This window comes from Flavobacterium sp. (assembly GCF_017744675.1).
GTDB lineage: Bacteria > Bacteroidota > Bacteroidia > Flavobacteriales > Flavobacteriaceae > Flavobacterium.
The window spans coordinates 561,420-580,421 of the sequence record NZ_JAGIAV010000004.1 but is presented as its reverse complement, the minus strand read 5'-3'; the positions used below and the strand labels follow the sequence as shown (position 1 = coordinate 580,421).

General features: G+C 35.2%; 12 protein-coding genes. 10 read left to right on the top strand and 2 right to left on the bottom strand.

Translation table 11 applies throughout. The annotated features are described in order from the left end of the window. Positions 1-46 precede the first annotated feature (46 nt). From J7574_RS12810 to J7574_RS12765, 10 genes are all read left to right on the top strand, one after another. Complete coding sequence (locus J7574_RS12810) at positions 47-2,092, top strand: TonB-dependent receptor (protein WP_290968803.1); 2,046 nt, start codon at positions 47-49, stop codon at positions 2,090-2,092. After that, the gene (locus J7574_RS12805) at positions 2,089-3,234 is read left to right on the top strand and encodes a DUF5074 domain-containing protein (protein WP_290968800.1); all 1,146 of its coding nucleotides are present in this window, start codon (positions 2,089-2,091) and stop codon (positions 3,232-3,234) included. Before J7574_RS12810 ends, J7574_RS12805 begins: the two co-directional genes overlap by 4 nt. Before the next feature lie 3 nt (positions 3,235-3,237). Then, positions 3,238-4,437 (top strand): cell surface protein, encoded by a 1,200-nt coding sequence (locus J7574_RS12800; RefSeq protein WP_290968797.1) that lies wholly within the window; start codon positions 3,238-3,240, stop codon positions 4,435-4,437. A 183-nt stretch (positions 4,438-4,620) separates the two neighbouring features. Next, complete coding sequence (locus J7574_RS12795; RefSeq protein ID WP_290968795.1) at positions 4,621-6,900, top strand: DUF5074 domain-containing protein; 2,280 nt, start codon at positions 4,621-4,623, stop codon at positions 6,898-6,900. A gap of 273 nt (positions 6,901-7,173) precedes the next feature. Next, the gene (locus J7574_RS12790; protein ID WP_290968793.1) at positions 7,174-7,812 is read left to right on the top strand and encodes an NAD(P)H-binding protein; all 639 of its coding nucleotides are present in this window, start codon (positions 7,174-7,176) and stop codon (positions 7,810-7,812) included. A gap of 120 nt (positions 7,813-7,932) precedes the next feature. Further along, positions 7,933-9,915 carry a GAF domain-containing hybrid sensor histidine kinase/response regulator gene (locus tag J7574_RS12785; RefSeq protein ID WP_290968790.1) on the top strand — a complete coding sequence of 661 codons (1,983 nt, stop codon included), beginning with the start codon at positions 7,933-7,935 and terminating at the stop codon, positions 9,913-9,915. A 77-nt stretch (positions 9,916-9,992) separates the two neighbouring features. Continuing rightward, positions 9,993-10,358, top strand: a complete 366-nt coding sequence (locus J7574_RS12780; RefSeq protein WP_290968787.1) for a response regulator transcription factor — start codon at positions 9,993-9,995, stop codon at positions 10,356-10,358. Then, positions 10,358-11,572 (top strand): tetratricopeptide repeat protein, encoded by a 1,215-nt coding sequence (locus tag J7574_RS12775; protein ID WP_290968784.1) that lies wholly within the window; start codon positions 10,358-10,360, stop codon positions 11,570-11,572. Before J7574_RS12780 ends, J7574_RS12775 begins: the two co-directional genes overlap by 1 nt. A gap of 1 nt (position 11,573) precedes the next feature. Then, a complete protein-coding gene (locus J7574_RS12770) occupies positions 11,574-12,395 on the top strand; it encodes a hypothetical protein (RefSeq protein WP_290968781.1) in 822 nt (273 codons plus the stop codon). 12 nt (positions 12,396-12,407) lie between these two features. Beyond that, the gene (locus J7574_RS12765) at positions 12,408-13,838 is read left to right on the top strand and encodes a glycosyltransferase (RefSeq protein WP_290968778.1); all 1,431 of its coding nucleotides are present in this window, start codon (positions 12,408-12,410) and stop codon (positions 13,836-13,838) included. A 313-nt stretch (positions 13,839-14,151) separates the two neighbouring features. Here the strand turns inward: J7574_RS12765 and J7574_RS12760 are convergent, their stop codons facing one another. Together J7574_RS12760 and J7574_RS12755 are read right to left on the bottom strand one after the other, a co-directional pair. Further along, complete coding sequence (locus tag J7574_RS12760) at positions 14,152-16,563, bottom strand: ABC transporter permease (protein WP_290968774.1); 2,412 nt, start codon at positions 16,561-16,563, stop codon at positions 14,152-14,154. Between the two features lies 1 nt (position 16,564). Further along, positions 16,565-19,000: an ABC transporter permease gene (locus J7574_RS12755; protein ID WP_290968771.1), complete on the bottom strand. Its 2,436-nt coding sequence runs from the start codon at positions 18,998-19,000 to the stop codon at positions 16,565-16,567. Positions 19,001-19,002 lie beyond the last annotated feature (2 nt).

Sequence of the window (19,002 nt, the reverse complement as noted above, 5' to 3'; positions counted from 1 at the left end):
GTTGTATAATTACTGCATCACACAAAGTTTATTTAATTAAATCGTGATGTATAATTGTAGAAAAACGTTTTTAGCTTTTATTTTATTGATTCCTTTTTTTCTTCATTCCCAAGTCGTGACTGATAGTTCGCGGGTTTTAAAAGAAGTCGTTTTAAAAGGAAAACCTTATCAGGAAGTAATTCCGGTACAAAGTCTTTCGGGCGTTCTGCTCGAAAATTTGGCGACTCATAATGTAGCAGACGCTCTTCGCTATTTTGCTGGAACTCAAATTAAAGATTACGGCGGAGTCGGCGGACTCAAAACGGTTGATGTTCGCAACATGGGAACGCATCATGTCGGCGTTTTTTATGACGGAATCCAGTTGGGAAATGCACAAAATGGCTTAACCGATTTAGGAAAATATTCGCTTGACGATATGGAATCTTTGACGATGTACAATGGCCAGAAAAGTGAAATTTTTCAATCAGCCAAAGACTTTGCATCTGCTTCTATCATTTATTTGCGAACCAAACGCCCTGTTTTTTCGGGCCATAAGAAAACAAATTTACTGGTTCGTTACAAAACAATGTCTATCAATTATCATGATCCTTCTTTTAGATGGGAACAAAAACTCAGCGATAAAGTTAGTTGGAGCGTAAGTTCTGAGTACATCAAATCAAACGGACAGTATAAATTTCGCTATAAAAGAAAAAATCAAGACGGAAGCACTGCTTACGACACTACAGCCACGAGATGGAACAGCGATATTGAAGCTTTGCGATTTGAATCTGGCCTTTTTGGGCAGCTCAATAAAGGAACTTGGGATGCCAAAGTTTATTATTACGATTCTGAAAGAGGCGCTCCGGGAGCTATTGTAGAAAATAAGTTTCGAGATGGTTTCCGCCAATTCGATAAGAATTTTTTCTCTCAAGCTTCTTTAGTAAAAGACATTTCCGAAAAATATAAATTTCAACTTAAAGGAAAGTTTGCTTACGATTACACCCATTACATTGCCAGAGATACCACGAATGTTTTGGGCGAAACTGTAACTGAAGGCGCACAATCTGACGACAGTTATTTTCAGCAGGAAGCTTATTTTTCGGCCGTCAATATGTACAGCATTTCATCTACTTGGGATGTTTCATTATCAACCGATTTTCAATACAATAAATTAAATGCGACCAGAAGAGGAATTCAGACGCAATTTTCTTTTCCTCAGCGATATACTGCACTGGTTTCTCTTGCCTCTTCTTATCGATATGAAGGTTTTAAAGTTTTAGGAAATGTACTCGCCACGCGCGTTATCGAAGAGGTAAAGTACAATGCCAAAGCACCCAATAAAACCGAATTTACACCCGCTATATTTTTAGGTTACACGCCATTTAAGCAATACGATTTCAATTTAAGAGCCTTCGCTAAACGCATTTTCAGAATGCCAACTTTCAACGATTTGTATTATACCATGGTCGGTTCGAGCACTTTGAGACCAGAATATATGAACCAATATGATGTTGGTTTTACGTACAATTTTCCTGTAAAAGAAAGTTTTTTCGATCGATTTTCTCTTCAAGCAGATGCCTATTACACCAATACAAAAGATAAAATAATTGCCGCTCCGACAGGAAATTTATTCCGTTGGATGATGACTAATATTGGTCAGGTGAAAGGAAAAGGTGTTGAAACGGTTCTGAATATGGCAACTCATATCGATAAAGTAAATCTAACCGCAAACTTGACTTATACGTATTCTCAAAGTCAGGATTTTACCAAAGTATCAGGCTTAGAAATGTCATCTTATGGCGATCAGATTCCGTATACGCCTTGGCATAGCGGATCTGGAATTGTAAATGCGGGTTACGAATCTTGGAACTTCAATTACAGCTTCATTTATGTTGGAAAACGCTACAACGGAAATGTCAATAATATTAAAGTCAATGAAGTGCAGCCTTGGTACACGCACGATTTGGCAGTTCAGAAATCTTTCGCATTCGAAAATTACAAATTAAATGGTGCCATTGAAGTCAACAATGCTTTTAACCAGCAGTATGAAGTGATTTACAATTATCCGATGCCAGGACGAACATTCAAATTTATAATCAGTTTTGAGTTATGAAAAAGAGCATTTTACAAATAATATTCACTTTAAGTGTTGCTGTTTTATTAGTTTCCTGCCGTGAAGACGAAACGATTTTTCCTTCTTCAGATGTAAGTGTGGCTGCACCGAGAAGCGAAGGCAAAATTGAAGGTTTTTATCTTCTGAACGAAGGAAATATGGGAATGAATCGAGCGAGTTTGGATGTTTTCAACTACAGAACAGGAAATTATACAACAGATGTTTATTCCGAACGAAATCCTTCTGTGGTAAAAGAATTGGGAGATGTTGGAAACGATATTAAAATCTATGGAAATAAGGTCTATGCCGTTATTAATTGTTCTAACAAAGTCGAAGTTTTAGAAAAATGGACAGCAAAACGCATTAAAAAAATAGACATTCCAAATTGCCGTTATGTGGCTTTTTATAAAGACAAAGCTTATGTGAGTTCGTATTCTGGACCTGTTGCCATAAATCCGAATGCTGAAATTGGTTTTGTTGCCGAAATTGATACCACTTCGTTAGAGATAAAAAGAAAAGTAACCGTTGGCTATCAGCCGGAACAAATGGTGGTTCATAACGGAAAATTGTATGTGGCCAATTCTGGCGGTTATAGGGTTCCAAATTATGATCGAACGGTTTCGGTAATTGATTTGGAAACGTTTACAGAAATTAAAAAAATCGATGTTGGCATTAACTTGTATAGCATGCAGATTGACAGTCGTGGTGATATTTACGTGAGCTCGCGAGGCGATTACTACAACACGCCATCTAATCTTTTTGTGATTGATACGCAGACAGATGAAAAGAAAATGCAGCTCGATATTCCTGTTTCTGGAACTTGCCTCGTTGATGATTTATTGTATTACTACAGTGTTTCTTGGAGCTATTTAACAGGAAGCAATAAAGTGAGTTACGGAATTTTGGATACCAAAACTAAAAAAGTAATCACGGACCAAATTATTACAGACGGAACCGATAAAAAAATCATGATCCCGTATGGACTTCAAGTCAATCCAGAGACTAAAGAAATCTACATCACCGATGCTCAAAATTATGTGGTAACGGGTTATATCTACTGCTTTACGCCCGATGGAAAATTAAAATGGAAAACAACCGCGGGGAATATTCCTGCTCATATTGCTTTTATAACTAAAAACTAAAAAATGATACAAAAATATCTTTTGAAAATCGCTTTGTTTTTGATTCTCTTTTTGGGATTCATTGCTTGCGATAAAGACAATGTTGCAGAAGATTTGCTTCCCGCAGAAGTTCTGAAAGAGTCCTATACAATTGACCGCTTTAAAGTGCTGAATATAGCAACAGCGCTTCCGAACACGGCAAAACTGACTTGGAGCATTAAAGATTCAATTATTTCAGAAAATACAGCTTTGGATTTTATCAGCCCGTTTGAGAAAAACTATCCGCTGACTTTAAAAGTAGAACTGAATGGAGAAGTAAAGGTTTATTCTTCATCAATAAATGTACTAAAAGAAACAAAAACGTACAGTAAGTATATTTTTAATGTTCTTGATTTTCGTCCCGCTGTCGGTCAGTTTACCAATGAAATTCCAAAATATGCGACAGGAAATACCGAAGCAAACCTGATTAGCGCCGCAAAAAAAGCAATTGTGGGTTCCAATACATCTATGATTTCGCTGGGCGGTTTTGGCGGTTATGTGGTTTTTGGCTTCGATCATACGATTCCTAATAGGAACGGTCGAGATTTTAAGATTTTAGGAAATGCTTTTTGGGGAAATGAAGCCAACGAAGCACGTGCAGGATCTTGCGAACCGGGAATTATTATGGTTGCTTTTGACAGAAATAGAAACGGTAAACCAGATGAAGACGAATGGTATGAAATCGCTGGTAGCGAATACTTTAAAAACACGACCATAAAAAACTACTCAATCACTTATTTTAAACCAGATGCGAGCAAAACTCCTGTTGCAGGAAATGAATTTTGGCAGTTTGATAACGAATATATTAAGTGGCAAGACAATGCTGGAAAATCAGGTTATAAAGTGCAGAATGTATTTCACAACCAGAATTATTATCCGCTTTGGATTGCCGATGCTTCATACACTTTAAAAGGAACTAGAGTAGCCGATAATTTCTACGATCAAAGTGGCGAAGGTTCATATTGGGTAGGCAAATCGTTTGAATTTGGTTATGCAGATAATGCTCCAAATAACGACGAGGCTTCGGATATTGACATTTCGTGGGCTGTAGATAAAAACGGAAAATATGTAAAACTTCCAGGAATTGATTTCGTAAAAGTTTACACCGCAATTAATCAAGAAGCGGGCTGGCTTGGAGAAGTTTCGACAGAAGTTTCAGGCGCTTATGATTTGCATCTTAATTAATTTTTTAAACACATAGAAACATAGATTTTAAAAACGGGTAAAGGCGTTTCACTTTGTGTCAAAACACATAGCTATGTGTTAGAAACTAGTTTCTTTCAATTGCCTTTTCAGAAAAAAAGAAATCTATGTCTCTATGTGTTGAAATATAAAACAGATTAACACAATATTTAAAACCAATACATTATGAGGAAAAACTACTTTATTGTAATAATGCTATTTTTTGCATTTCTAACCAACGCCCAGATAAAAGTGCAAGGCGTTCCTAGAAATGACATTAAATTAAAAACAGTAACTCAAAAACAAGTCACAGCAAAAAAGGCCAATGCAATCACTTTTGCAGACATTCAATTTTGGGTTGGAACAGGTTCTAATCAAGCTGCATTTGTCGTACAATGGAATGACGGTAAAACTTCAGATGCTTTGGTTTGGGGTTTTAAATGGGACGGAACGGCAACAGGAGAAGATATGATTAAAGCCATTGCAAAGGCTGATCCGCGTTTCTTTACCTTGCTTAAACAAGGCACTCAGTATGGATCTGCAATTGGTGGATTTGGTTACGATTTGAACGGAACAGGCACAAACGGACTCTATAAAGATGGAAATAAAACGTACCCTTATTATCCTTTTAATGGAATAGTGAATACTGCCGAGTACGATTTTGATGCTTACACCGGCATCGATGCCGATGATCACTGGCAATCGGGATGGACTCTAGGATATTGGTCGTATTGGGTTAAAGATCCAACAGATGAAGATTACAATTATTCTAGCGTTGGAGCTTCTACTCGCGAGTTGCAAAACGGTTCTTGGGATGTTTGGAATTTTAATCCGAATATGGAAATGATTGATATTGCTGCAACTTTTACTCCAGTTGCTCCTTATGTCAAAACTATAGATTATACCAAAGGTTATTTTATGGTAAACGAAGATTGGTTTGGACACGTGAACGGATCTGTGAATTTTATTGATAACAACGGCAATATCAACTATCGTGTTTACAGTGAAGCCAATAATAACAATAGTTTCGGAGCAACTACGCAATACGGAACTATTTACGGAGATAAGTTTTATTTTGTCTCTAAACAAGCCAAAGATGGAGGAGATACGCAATATACGCCCGGCGGAAGACTTGTTGTTGCCGATGCTTTAACGATGAAAAAAATTGCAGCATTTGACAATATTGGAGGAGGAGACGGCCGTTCTTTTGTTGGTGTTGACGAAAAAACAGGTTATATAGGCGCTTCAAATGGTATTTTCCTTTTTGATATTGCGAATATGAAAGTAGGAAGTTTGATTGCAGGAACAGGTGGCGGAAGCCAATACTTGGGGCAAATTGGAAATATGATTCGTACTTCGAAATATGTTTTTGCTGTAAAACAAAGCACAGGAATTTTGGTAATTGACCCTAAAACAAATACAGTTGTAAAAACCATTTCGGGAGCATTCCATTCGGTAACGCAAGCCAAAGACGGAAGTGTTTGGGGAATCCAGAATCAAAAACTGATAAATATTGATGCGTTGACTTTTGCAACAACAGAATACGCGATTCCGACAACAAAATATTTGGGTTCTTGGGGCGCTTGGAACGCAGGGAGTTTTACGTACAGCAACAAAGAAAATGCTCTGTATTGGAATAATAATGTAAGCAGTTTTGTTGCTGGAATTCAAATCGTAAAGTTTGATATTGCGACCAAAACATTCAATGAAAATTTTGCTACGCTTCCTGGGCAAACCGGAACTTACAAGCAGATTATGTACGGCGCAGGATTGCGAATTGATCCGGTTTCAGACCATTTAATTGTAAATACAACCGAAAGCGGATTTGGGGCACATTATCAGAAAAACTGGATTCATACTTATGATAATACAGGAAAATTGATCGATACAAAAGTGCTGAATGATTATTACTGGTTTCCTGCCATGACGGTATTTCCTGATAATGCAGCGCCAGTTGTCAACTCAGTTTTGCCTTCGCAAGTCTCAACGGGAATTCCAACAGTTATTGATTTGAAAACGGTGGTTTCAGATGAAGACAATATTTCAGCAGCGATTATAAAAACAATTAAATCAAATAGTGATGAAAATATTGTTTTGGCAGAAATTAATGCTAACGAAGAGCTAGTTTTGACCCCAAAGAATGGCGGAACTGCAATAGTTGTTATTAGTTTTAATTCTAATGGAAAAGTAATCGAAAAATCGATTTTGATTGATACTTCGACTTTGGGCAGAGACGAATTTACGAAACTACAATTGTCTATTTATCCAAATCCAGTGGCAGATTATCTAAACATCAGCACAGAAGACGAAATAACTGATATTCTGATTTATGATGTAACGGGAAGAACAATCAATGCGAGACTGAATAACAATCAAATTGACGTAAGTAATTTTGCTAAAGGTTTTTACATTATTAATATTAAAACCGACAAAGCCAATTACACTCATAAATTCATTAAAAAATAAAAGTTTTAAAACTGTCAGGCTGAGCGAAGTCGAAGCCCATCTACTTCGCTCAGGGAGACATCGCTTATTTAAACAAAACCTCTTTGCTTAGCTGTAAAGAGGTTTTACTTTTTATTTAGAACAAAAAGAATAATCCGCTAAATCTGCGAAATCTGCGGGAGAAAAAATTACTCTCGCAGATCTAGCAGATTTTGGAGATGAAAACTTATCATGCGCCTTTATTAGAAATTATTTCAGGCAAAGCGTTATATTTACTATTAAAATCTTTTTATTATGAAAGTATTGGTAATTGGAGCGACAGGCGCAACGGGAAAAGAATTGGTTCAACTGCTTTTAGAAAGCAATGATTATTCTGAAGTTGCAATTTTTGTAAGACGTTCAACAGGAAAATCGCATCCAAAATTGACAGAATATGTAGTTGATTTTTCAGATGTCCATTCATTTCAGGAATTAATTACTGGCGACGTTCTTTTTTCATGTTTAGGAACCACTTTAAAAGATGCAGGTTCTAAAGAAAAACAATGGAAAATCGATTTTGACATTCCAGCTGATTTTGCTGCCACTGCCAAACAAAATAAAGTCAATTCTTTGGTTTTGGTTTCTTCATACGGAGCTTCTGCAAAAAGCAGCGTATTTTATTCGATGATGAAAGGAAAATTAGAAGAGCATCTTCAAGAGCTTAACTTTCCACAATATATCATTTTCAGACCAGGACCGCTTATTCGCGAAAATACAGACCGTTTCGGAGAAAAAATTTCAATAAAAGTGATCAAATTCTTCAATGCCATCGGACTTTTCAAAAATCTAAAACCAATCACGACCGCATTTTTAGCCGAAAAATTAGTAAAAGCTCCAAAAGCGCTTCCGTCAGGAAATACAACATTGGAGCTTAAAAGTATTTTGGAATTGTAAAATGGTAATCTATAAGTTTTACAACTAGTATTTCAACCGTTTTTTTTATAAACTAGAGATAAAGCAAGGGTTTTCGACTAAATTATTTTATCTTTATCCTTTACCACATCTAATAAAAAAATGAAAGATTATCCAATTCCAGATAACGAATTACAACGTTTAGCCGCCCTAAAACGTTACAATATACTCGATACGCTTCCAGATGATGCTTTTGACGATGCCACAAGGCTTGTTGCTTACATTTGCGGCGTTCCCATTGCCCATATTTCTTTTATTGATGAAAACAGACAGTGGTTTAAATCTGAAATTGGAATAGGAGTTTCTGAAGTACCACGTGAAATTTCTTTTTGCAATTACACCATTTTGGATACAAAAATCTTAGAAATCAATGATACGCATGTCAACGAGATATTTAAAGACGATCCAAATGTTACAGGAGGCTTTAATGTAAGATTTTATGCTGGCGTACCGCTTACAACGCCAGATGGCTATAATATTGGAACTTTATGCGCTATCGATCATGTGGTTAAAGAACTGAATGATAATCAGCGCAACGCACTTTCTATTGTGGCCAAACACGTTATTACTTCACTAGAATTAAGCACAAAAAACAATCAGTTGTATGCGCAAAGAAAAATTGCAGAGCGTGCAGTTCTGGCAAGAGATAGTTTTTTGGCGAATATGAGCCACGAAATTAGAACACCTCTCAATGCCATTATTGGTTTTACAGACTTACTTGCGCAGACCGACCTCGATGAAACGCAGCATGATTATATTAGTAATGTTCAAATTGCGGGTGAAAATTTGCTTTTGATTGTAAATGATATTTTGGATCTTTCTAAAATTGAATCTGGAAATTTACCAATAGAATCGGAACCTTTTAATTTAAAGAAAACGCTTAGGCACGTCTACAATTTGCTAAAGGTAAAAGTGCAGAAAGAGGTGGAGTTTGACCTTTTTCTGGATGCCGAAATGCCAGATATGGTTATTGGCGACCAAGGCAGGCTTAATCAGATTTTGGTAAACCTGATTGGAAATTCATTAAAATTTACAAGTGAAGGAGAAGTAATAGTTTCGGTAAAGAAAATTGGCGAAACAGAAGATGATTACACGCTTAAGTTTTCTATAAAAGACACCGGAATCGGTATTCCAAAAGACAAACTCGAAACTATTTTTGAACGATTTACACAAGGCGAAGAAAGCACTACCAGAACATTTGGCGGTACTGGACTTGGACTTAATATTGTAAAACAATTAGTAGAGCTGCAAAAAGGAGAAGTTCATGTAAAAAGTACTGTAAACAGAGGGTCAGAGTTTTTCTTTATTCTTTCGTACAAAAAAACAAATTTTGAAGAAGCGGCAACAAAAACAGTTTCTAAAAACGACTTAGGAAAACTTAAAATATTGCTTTGCGAAGACAACGCGCTAAACCAAAAGCTCGCAAAAAGCGTAATTAATAATTTTGGTTTTGAACTGGATATTGCACAGAATGGAGAAGAAGGCATTGAACTTTTATCTCAGAACAAATACGATTTGGTTTTAATGGACTTGCAAATGCCTGTTAAAGACGGCTATCAAACGACAGAATACATTCGAAATGAGATGAATTCGACGATACCAATTATTGCCATGACAGCACATTCTTTGGTAGGAGAGCAGGAGCGTTGCTATAAAGTAGGAATGAATGCATACGTGCCAAAACCTTTTAAACAAGCTGTTCTTTTAAAAGCGATAAAAACGGTAATGACTCAAGATCAAGAGGTGCAGCACAAGAGAATTATCGATATGTCTTTCTTGGATGAAATGGCTTGCGGCGATTCTGAATTTAAGAATGACATGATTGCTCTTTTTGTAGATAAAATTCCAAATCAGGCGGCAGAATTAGAAGAAGCATTTCAGAATGCCGATTATGATGCTGTAAAGAAACTAGCGCATAATATGAAATCAAGTATGGACATTTTTATGCTGCAGGATTTGAGCAATTGCCTTGCAATAATTGAAGAAGAAGCTTCTAAAGGTGCATTTACAGCAGAAACTTTAGATAAAATGAATATTTTCAGCTGTGGAATCGAAGAAGTAGTTAAAATTTTAAAAGAGTTATGATATCAGAGAAGTTTGCAATAGCTTTACAGTATACGACGTTTTAATATAAATGATCCCCAGATAAAAAAAAATAAAAAATGAGAATTATTGTAGCCGAAGATAATGATATCCTACGCAAATCGTTATCTTTTTTCTTAGAGTCGAAAGGATTTAGTGTTGACCAGTTTTCTGACGGAAAAGAGGCTCTGGAGGCCATCGAAAAAGAAAACTATGATTTAATATTGACCGATATAAACATGCCAGGTGTAAGTGGAATGGAAATTACACAGCACGTTAGAGAGAGCCTTAAATCGGATATTCCTGTTATAATATTGACTTCTTCGGGAGTAGAACAAACTGAGCTGGATTCTTTTGACATTGGAGCAAACGAATTTATTGCCAAGCCCGTAAGTCCGGCCGTACTTTTAGTGAGGATTAATAAACTGCTAAAAACCCGAATCTGATGAAGTTTATATACTATTCTATTTTCCTGTTTTTTATTTCTGTTGCTGCAATTGCGCAGGAAATCAATATAGAGGAGACTTTGGCAAACGTTAAGCGTGAAGTCGAAAAAGAAAATTACGATAAAGCATTGTCGCTTATTGAACCTTTGCGTACCAAATATCCAGAAAATGAAGACATACAAACGTATACAGGACGCATTTACAGCTGGAAAAAAGATTATAAAACAGCTGTGAAAATTTTGTCTCCAATGGCTGACAGAAACAATCCAAATCCAGAAGCTTTGCAAGCTCTTATCAATGTATATTTCTGGACAGAAGATTATGAAAAATGCCTTTCATATTGCGATAAATATCTGGCGATTGATCCAAAATCTATTGATGTTCTGAAGATTAAAGCCACTTGTCTGGAAAAACTGAATCGAGATCAAGAAGCATTAGATTTGATTAATAAATCGGCTTATATTGATAATAGCACGCAAGCTTTTAGAGGAATCCGTACGCTTATAGGGCGTAAAGCCAAAAATGCAGTTTCGGCTTCTTATTTGAATATTTCAACTTCAGATCCTGGACAGCCTCCATTTCATTACGGTTATGTCGAGTATTCGCATAAATTCAGTAAATCGGCCATTGTAGGAAGAGCCAACATCGGAAATATAAGCAATGAAACCCAAATGCTATTTGAAACCGATTTTTATCAGACCTTTTCAAACAAGAGCTATTTGTATGCAAATGCGGGAGTTTCTACAGGAGAAACCATATTTCCTGTAGCAAAAGGAGGTCTGGAATATTATTTTGCTCCGCAGAAAAAGTTCGATTTTTCGCTTGGCGCAAGATACATGCATTTTGAAACAGACGATATTACATTGCTTACAGGTCAAGTGGCTTATAATGCGGGTATTTATACGTTTGCTTACCGACCTTATTATGATATTTCGAATGAGTTATTCTCTCACGTTGTAAGCGTGCAGCGTGTAAACGAAGAAAAAGAAAGAATAATAAGATTGGAATTGCAATACGGAAATGTCCCTTATTTGTATCTCTATAATAGCTTTACACAGCCTTTAAAAGCTTATCGAGCAGGAATTCAATACCAACATCGTTTTGGCGATTCGTTTTTTGTACGCCCGATTTTTCTTTACGAATACGAAGAATATACTCCTGGAGAATACAGAAACAAGTTTAATGTGCAAGTAATTGTAACGAAACGCTTTTAAGATGAATGAAATCTGGAGCTTATATAAAGACGGTCGTTGGGAAGTGCCTTTTCTCACTTTCTCTATTTACTTGTTTGTAGCAGCGGCCTTCATTTTATATTTAATAATTGTCGCAAGCAGAAATAGTAAAATAAAAAAAGAACGCCTTACAAAAGAATACAGTGCAACGATAGATAAAATATTGTCGGCCGTTATTTTTGAAAATGTTCCTTTCGCAAAAATTAAAGAAGATAAAAATTTTCTAGTGCTTTTTGACACTTCTTTTTTTAGAGAAGTTTTGACGGACTCTCTTATCAATCTGCATAAAAATTACGAAGGCGTTTATGCCAAAAAACTGGAGCAGTTTTATAAAGATTCTGGATTAATAAAAGATTCTTTCAGAAAACTTAAAAGCTTGCGATGGGAGGTAAAATGTAAAGGAATTACCGAATTGGCAGAGTTTAATATAAAAGAAGCGTTTGATCTGATTATTGCTTTTTCTAAAGCCAGAAAGAAAACCTTAAAAATTGTAGCGATAAATGCCTGCATAAAACTGGAAGGAACGCAGAGTATCAAATATTTGGTAGAACATTCTGATCCGATTGACGATTGGATGCAGCTGAATATTATTGGCGCTTTTAAAAAACACGATGTAGGCAATACCGAAGGAATAGAACATTTGCTTGAATCGCAAAACACAACGGTAATTACGCTTGGCTTGAAACTTATAAAAGAGCTTAAATTATCGCAGAAAGTTCCTCACGTGGCGCAATTGGCAGATCAGACAACAAATACGATTATCAAATACGAAGCGCAGAGCATTTTGCAGGCATTAACAGCATAATCTTATAAGAAAATGACTTTTTTTAATTCTGAAATAACGTGGTTTTTGGATGTATATATACTCCTGATATTGGGTTACGCCATCCTAATCATGTCTTCTTATTTAATCTTGGCTTATATTTCTACAAAAGAACTTAGAAGATATCTTAAACGTAACAGCTTTGTCGATTACGATGTACTCTTAACTAGTGAGTTTGCTCCAAAACTTTCGCTCATTGCACCCGCTTATAATGAAGGTTTGACTATCGAAGAAAACGTAAAATCGCTGCTTTCGCTCAATTATAATAATTATCAGGTGATCGTGGTAAATGACGGTAGTAAAGACAATTCGATGGAAATCCTAACCAAAACCTACGATTTGGTTTTGACCGATTTGGATTTTCATCCCAAAATTGAAACTAAAAAGATTAGAGGAGTTTACACTTCCAGAAATGCCGCTTTCAAGAAACTAATCGTGGTTGACAAAGAAAATGGAGGTAAAGCCGACGCACTAAACGTTGGACTTAATATTGCTCAAAATCCGTATGTGGTTTGTATTGATGTCGATTGTATTTTGGATAAAGACTCGCTTTTAAAACTGGCAAAACCGTTTTTAGAATCCTACGGAAAACGTATTATTGCCACAGGTGGAGTAGTCCGAATTGCCAATCAATGTGTGATTAAAAACGGACGTTTAGTCGAAGTGCATGTTCCTGATGTAATGCTGCCTAGAATTCAGGTTTTAGAATATTTAAGGGCTTTTCTTTTAGGAAGAATGGCCTGGGGAAAACTAGACGGATTATTGCTTATTAGCGGCGCTTTTGGTGCTTTTGATAAGGAAATTGCCATACTTTCGGGAGGTTACAGCACCAAAACGGTTGGAGAAGATATGGAACTCATTGTGAGAATGCGCCGTTATATGCTCGATAATAAATTGCCGTATTCGGTAAGCTACATTCCAGATCCGCTTTGTTGGACAGAGGCGCCAGAAGAGTTTAAAATATTCAAAAAACAGCGTTCCCGCTGGATGAGAGGAACTATAGAAACTTTGAGCATTCATCGAAAAATGTTCTTAAATCCGAAATACAAACTATTAGGAATGCTAAGTGTGCCGTATTGGACATTATTTGAATTTTTAGCGCCTGCAATCGAATTCATCGGACTTCTAATAACGGTTGTATTCATTGTATTAGGATTATTAAACTGGCACTTTTTCTTTCTATTGCTGCTTTTTGTATATTCTTTTGCCATTTTCTTTTCGGTTATTGCTTTGTACAGCGAAGAAAAAACGTATCATAAATATCCAAAACAAGCTGATTTTTTCAAACTTTTAATGGCTGCTTTTATAGAACCATTTTATTTTCATCCGCTTACTGTTTATGCGGCTTTAGTTGGATATAAAGAAAAAGTGATGGGAACTAAAGGTTGGGGAGAAATGACCAGAAAAGGATTTACTAAGAAATAACGCCTTAGTTAAAACAAAATCTAAATCTGTTTTCAAAACGGTTCTAGAACTTGTATTTGTAGATTATTTTCAAAATTTAAAATTACCAGCATTTTTTTAATCTGCATGAAACCAAAAGCTTTGCATCTTCTAGACTTTGCGAGATTGCATTTTAAAACATAAAGGAAAGCCTTTGCGACCTTAATACTAAGTTTAGCTAAAAAAGGTCTTTGCGAACTTTGCGGTAAAGAAACGCAACGAAAAGTAGAGAAATAAAAAAGCTGCACAAGGGCTCAGACTTGCACAGCTTTTTCTTCAAAAACTCAAAACTAAATTATTCGTATTTTAAATATTTTAAAACATCTACTTTGGTCACTTGGTAGGCTTTTGCTAAAACGATTGTCAGCGTTAAAAATAACAGCGAAACAAAAGCAGTAGCAAAAGGCATAAACGGAATATCAATTCGAGAAGCAAAGTTTTCCAGCCATTTCTGCATTAATAAATAAGCAGGAACAATTCCGATAAGGAAACCAATTACGCAGAAAACTACATACTGTTTGGATAATTCTTTTAGCAAAATATTAGTTTCTGCACCAAGCGTTTTTCTAATGGCAATTTCGCGCAATCTTCTTTCCATAGAAAAAGACGCTAAAGCAAATAATCCAAAAACGGCAATTAATATCACGACAACATTCAGTAGCGCGAACAAATTTCTCTGATCCTCATATTTTTTGTAGGTTCTGGCAAAGTTTTTATCTACAAAATTATACTCAAACGGGTATTCCTGATCGACTTTAGATTTCCAGAATTTATCTATAGATGCAATTGTTTCTGGCATTTGGTCAGGCGATATTTTGACCGTAATATTTCGCAAATTATTTGTCATCCAGTCAAAACTCGTAAGATGGAAAAAGATCATTGGAGCAATACGGTATTCTAATCCAACGTAATGAAAGTTTTTGACAATACCTACAACTTTAAATTTCTGTCCGCCAAAAACCACTTCTTTATTTACAGGATCTTTTTCCTGAAGTGTTTTTGCGGCAACCTCATTCAATAAAGCGCTCGAAATACTGTCTGTCGCCAATTTAGGATCTAGATCTCTTCCTTTGAGTATTTTGATGCCTAAAAGGTTCAGTTGTCCAAAATCCATAGACATTTGTTGCGTAATTACTTCTTTGTTTGCCTTATAATGGAGACCTTGCCACGAATTATCATTGCTGCCAATAGAAAACATTCCAGCAGAAACAGCCTCAACTCCTTGAATTTTTAGTAGTTCTTGTTTAATGATTTTATACCTTTCATACTGATTTTTTCCTTTTTGATGTTTAAATGAAATATCCATAATCTGAGCACCATTAAAACCTAAATCTTTATCGGCCATAAAGTTTACTTGTTTGTAAACAATAAACGACCCGATGATAAAAAGAGTAGCAATAGAAAATTGTAAAACCAACATTCCGTTTCTAAGCCAAACACCGCTTTTGCTTCTTGAGAAGTTTCCTTTTAATACTTTAAGCGTTTCAAAATTTGAAATATATACGGCTGGAAAAACTCCCGAAACGATAATGACAAAGATGAAAATCAAGACAAGCTGCAAGTAAAACTGAGTTCCAATAAGCATTAAATTTTTACCTAAAAACGAATTGTAAAACGGTAGCGAAAGTTCCACAATTACCATTGCTAACAATACAGAAAACAAAGTCATCAGCGTAGTTTCAAAAACAAATTGCGCAATAATTTGATTTTTCGATGCACCAATAATTTTACGCACTCCAACTTCTTTAGCACGTTTTACTGCATTTGCCGTTGCCATGTTGATGTAATTCACAATCGATAATAGTAAAATTAGAATTGATAGTCCCATTACTATTTTTAAGAACTGCAAATTGGCGTTTAGTTCTGGAAAAGTAGAATTTCCTTGATAAAGTCTTGCCTTTGTAAACGGAAGAAGCCTTGATTTTATAGGATCTCCGTATTGTTTAATAAACTGCTCTATTGATAAACCTTCCGCTTTTGCCTGTTTTTTGTAATTATCTTCAAGAAATATTTTATCCAAATTTTGAATTACGGCAGTTGTATCGCTTTGTTTTTTCAACTTAAGCATTAAGCCATAATTAAAGCCCCAATTGTCTTTATTGTTTTCTAATTCCTCTTCAACTATAGGAGTTACGATAGCAGGCATTACCGATGATTTTTCAGGCATTTTATAGACACCGCGAACCACAAAAATCTGGTCGGCATATTTTACTTGTTTTCCCATCGGATTTTCATTCTTGAAAATCTTAGTTGCTGTTGCTTCAGAAATTGCCATACTGTTGCGATCATGTAGAGCCGTTTTGACGCTACCTTGAATAAATTCAAAAGGGAAAAAAGAAAAGAAACTTCTTTCAGCAGAAAAGATTTTGTCTACCAATTCAATTTTTCCGTTATACTGAATTGTTTCTTTTGTATAATAAGGTCTATAATAACAGTATTGATCTAAATAAGAAGTAGTTTCTTTTAGCATTCGACCTGGAACCGGAGAGTTTGTTGTCCAAATATTACCACCACCAAAATCGTTCATGACGCTATAAATTTTATCCTTTTCTGGATTCCACTGATCATAAGAATGTTCGTCGTTCCAGTACAGAATTGCAAAAATTAAACCTGCAATTCCGATACTTAAACCTAAAATGTTTAGTACCGTAAAGAACTTATTGTTCTTTATGTGGTATATAAATATGTTTGTCCAATTTTTAAGCATTTTACTCGTATTTTAAGTATTTTAAAACATCTACTTTTGTAGCTTGATAGGTTCTAGACAATACTACAATTAAGGTTAATGACAATAATGCTATGAATCCAAATAAGAATGGATAAGCAGAAATTTCAATTCTAAAGACAAAATCTTCAAGCCACTTATTTAGCAAATAATAAGCTGGAAATAGAGCAATTAGGAATCCGATGAGACAAAATAGTATGTATTGTTTAGAAAGTTCTTTTAATAGAACATTGGTTTCGGCTCCAAGCGTTTTTCGAATAGCGATTTCTTTCATTCTGCTTTGAACAGAATACGAAGCCAATGCAAAAAGTCCGAAGAGAGCAATTAAAATAACAAGCACATTTAAGAGTGAAAAAAGATTTCTCTGATCTATAAATTCTTTGTAGTTTTTGGCATAAGCTTTATCTACAAAATCATATTTAAAAGGGAAATCGGCATCAATGTTTTTTCTCCAGAAATTTTCAAGACTTGGAAGCGTATTTTCTATTTCGGCTGGATTTACTTTTACGAAAATTCGGTTAACATTTGCATTTAACCAATCAACGGTTCTGAGATGAAAAAAGAGCATCGGTGGAATTTCAGCTTTTGGTCCCCAGAGATTGAAATTTTTAACAACCCCGATAATTTTAAATTTCTTTTCATTCCAATCTACAATTTTCCCAATCGGATTTTTCTCTTTCATCATTTTCAGAGCTGTTTCATTTACCAGTACAGAATTTATACTGTCAGATGAAATTCGACTGTCTAAATAGCGTCCTTCGGTCAATTTGATTTTTAGCATTTCGAGCATTCCGTAATCGACAGCCATATTTTGCCCCTGAATACTTTCATCATGATAGCTAAAAGTAGAAGCTGAAGTTCCGCCTCCGCTAAACGAAAATGCACCTGTGCTAACTTTAGAAACTCCTTTAATTTTTGTAATTTCTTCTTTTAAAGTTTCATATCGTGTATATAGTCCTCTTACCGCTTTTGGATCATTAAAATCAATATTAGGTTTCCTGTAGCTAATTTCCAGAACCTGATCGCCTTTGAAACCTAAATCTCTAAGACTTAAAAATTTTACTTGTTCATATACTATGTACGATCCAATAATAAAAAAAGAAGCGATCGAAAATTGTAAAATAAGCATTCCGTTTCTAAGCCAGATACCGCTTTTGCTTCTTTCAAAATTTCCTTTTAAAACTTTTGAAGTTTCAAAATTTGAGATGTAAAGAGCAGGGAATATGCCTGCTGCAATAACGGTTATGATAAAAATAAGGAGCAATTCATAAAAGAAAGAAGCACCGTTTATATTGAGTTGTTTCTCTAAAAAATTATTGTAAAAAGGCAGGGACAATTCGACAATGACCAAAGACAACAAAATAGAAAAAGTGGTAATGATAAGAGTTTCAAAAATAAACTGCATTACAATATTGCTTTTTGATGCTCCAGCAATTTTTCTTACGCCAACTTCTTTTGCTCTTTTTATAGCATTTGCCGTTGCTAGATTGATGTAATTAAAAAGCGATAAGATTAAAATCAAAAGCGATAACCCCATCATAATCATTAAAAATTGATAATTGCCTTTTCCTTCTGCATAACCGTCTACAGAGGCATGCAATCGGGCATCTTTCAAAGGTTCCAAAAATATTTTTATTTTCTCGTCTCCATTTTTTTTCTCCCATTCGGCAACTGTCAAACCTTCTTGTTTTGCCCATCTTACCGTACGGTTTTGGTACAGAAGACTTTCCATTTTAGCAATTACTTTTTCTTTGTCTTTAGGATTTTTAAGTTTTAACAACAATGCTAAATTAAAATTTCCCCAATTGTCCTTTTCAGTGGGGACTCTTTCTGCTATAAAATTAACAACTGCTTCAGGCGCCAGAGAAGACTTTCCTGGAATTTCATAAACAGCTGTTACGACCAGTTTTCTGTCATCGTTTGTAATCGTTTTGCCTAAAACATTTACGTCTCCAAATAAATTTAGTGCAGTCTCTTTAGAAATGGCAATACAATTTTTGTCCTTTAATGCTGTTTTGCTATTTCCTTTTATAAAATGAAAAGGAAACATTTCAAAAAAAGTTTTTTGAGCATCGATCGTTTTAAAAATCCCTTTTTTATTATTGCTTCGCAGAATCTTTTTGTTGTACCAAGTATCCAGATAACAGTAACTTTCCAGTTCTTTAAAATCGGTTTTAAAATAATCTTCAAAAGTGACCACATTAGTAGCCCAAATATTGGTTGGACTAACCTGACTTAAAGACTGAAAAACTACGTCTTTATTAGGATTCCAATCATTGTAGCTTTGTTCGTCATTCCAATATAAAATTGAAAAAATCAAACCCGCAATTCCAATGCTAAGTCCTAAAACGTTTAAAGCCGTAAAGAATTTGTTGTTTTTTATATGAAAAATAAATGTATTGATCCAGTTTTGAAGCATAA